This window comes from Phycisphaerae bacterium (genome assembly GCA_035384605.1).
GTDB lineage: Bacteria > Planctomycetota > Phycisphaerae > UBA1845 > PWPN01 > JAUCQB01.
Window position 1 is genome coordinate 1 of record DAOOIV010000231.1, and the last position, 2330, is coordinate 2330.

Consider the following 2330-nt stretch of genomic DNA (forward strand, 5'->3'; position numbering starts at 1 on the left):
GGGCGAGCGATCTGGCGTTGCTGGGACGAGTGAGCCTTTATACAGACCCGGAGGCGGTCACATTCGACGCGAGCATGAGCCCTGCCGACGTGGCCGTGGACCCCGAGGGCCGGTATATCTACTACGCCGGTTTTGCCTGGTCCTGCGGGCAGCCCGACATGGCCACCTATGGCGGCGAGCAACTTGTCGTGGCCTCGCACGACGATTACGAGATGATTGACCTGGACCAGGATGAGTCGAACGGCTTGACCTGCATTCGACTGCCGGCCTCTCCGGGCGGATCGAGCGGGACCTACAGTGCGCACGTCATGAAGATTTCGCCGGACGGCGACCGGCTGTACATGGCCGCGGGCAGTTCGGGAGTGCTGGTTGTCGAGTTCACGCACGGCGGATCGGGCGTCTGGTCGGTCCGGCCTTCGCGAGGCGGAGATGACGACGTAACGATCACCGTCACTGGCGGCGGTTTTGCGGCCGGCACGACCATGTCGCTTGAGCGAACGGGCTTTCCGACCATCAGGGCCTCTCGAACGTTCGTCGTGGGAGCCACGACGCTCAAGGCAGTTTTCGATCTGACGGGCAGGGCACACGGGGCATACGACGTTGTTCTGACTACTCCCGACGATTCCCAGACGCGACTGGCCGGAGCATTTGTGATCGAGGCGGCCCGCGAATCAGCGTCCCTGGAAATCATCGGCGAAGCCACTCTTTTCTCCAGCGGGGCCAGTTCGGTCCACGTCGTCTGCCACAATACCGGCAACATCGACCTGCTCAATCCGGTCATTTCGGTGCAGCTCACCGCAGGAACGCAGTACCGGGTCGAACTGCCGGCCACCGTCCCGGGAGGACTGACGCAACTGGACGACGAGTTCAGTGAAGCCGTCGCCAGCCATCCAGAATACGTGTGGGTCAGCCGCATCGGCGCACAGGATTCATACAGCTTCTGGCTTCACGTCGCCGGGCCTGAAAACGTCGCCCCGCTGCATTGGGACGTGAACCTGGAAGCGACGATCGGATATCTCCAATCGGCCACTGACAGCAGCTCGGCCAAGCTCGCCACAAGGTTCAGCCCGATTGGCGATGCTTGCACGATCTTCGATGCGGCAGCCACCAATATTCATCGCGAATTCGCCGAACGGGGGTACGAGGTGGAGTTCGAGGAGGTCTTTGACATCATCGAGGATGCCTTCGTCCAGTCGGCGGCCGACTATGGGGTGTCGAAGCTCGAAGAAGTCGTCGCTCGGGGCCTGGGCCAGATGGTGGTGCTCGCGGTGATTCCTGAGGCGGCCCCGATCTACCTGATCATGTTCGACGGCATCAACGACCTGAGGTCCTGTTACCTGATGTACCGCACGTACCTGGGGTTCAATGCCCTGTTCGCATGGGACCCCAACGACAAGGTGTCGCACACTGGTGTCAACGGCTGTATCTACGGCAACGAGACGCTCCGATACATCATTCACTTTGAGAACCTGCCTGAGGCAACGGCGGCCGCCACAGACGTGGTGATCACGGATACTCTGGATGAGAATCTGGATTACTCAACGTTCACGCTCGTCGGCAGCAGTCATTCCTCAGTTTTGACGACCAACCTGAGCACGGAGACGGGTGTTGTGACCTTCACCTTCCGCAACATCAATCTGCCGCCCAACGATACTCCGCCCGAGGGTGAGGGCTGGGTCGAATACACCATCCGCCCGGTTGCTGATCTTGCGTCCGGCACGCAGATACGCAACCAGGCATCGATCGTGTTCGACCGCAACGACCCGATCGTCACACCGGAGGTCGTACATACGATCGACCGGACCGCGCCGACCAGCAGCGTTGCCGCTCTGCCCGCGCGGACCAGCGGAGACACTATTGCACTGCAGTGGTCGGGATCGGACGCGGGGGCGGGGGTCATGGACTACACGGTCTACGTCTCGGTGGACGGCGGCGCTTACAGTGCCTGGTTGAGCGAGACGACATCCACGACCGCCACGTATGAAGGCGCAATCGGGCACCGCTACGGCTTCTACACCATTGCCCGTGATGGGCTGGGCAACACCGAATCGGCCCCCGGTCAACCCGATGCCACCACCACGCTGGTCGCCCGTGGCAGGGGCGGCTGCGGAGCCATGGGGCCTGGCGGACTGGTGATTCTGGCTGCAGGCGTGCTCGGTCTTGGGTTCATTCGAGCACGTGTTCTTTGCCGGCGACGCTGGAGGCGGCGGTCGAGAAGCGGCCCGTGATCAGCGCGTGGCTGCCAGTCGTGGTGTTGCGCTGATCGAAACGCCGGGGCCGTGTTCGTCACCGCAACATGGCTTCCAGCCGGGCCTTGGCGTCGGCGATGT

General features: G+C 62.5%; 1 protein-coding gene. It reads left to right on the forward strand.

The window, feature by feature from the left end; translation table 11 throughout:
• On the forward strand, positions 1–2228 hold a 2228-nt coding region (locus tag PLL20_22160; GenBank protein ID HPD32704.1), incomplete at its 5' end, for an isopeptide-forming domain-containing fimbrial protein.
• Between the last annotated feature and the right edge of the window lie 102 nt (positions 2229–2330).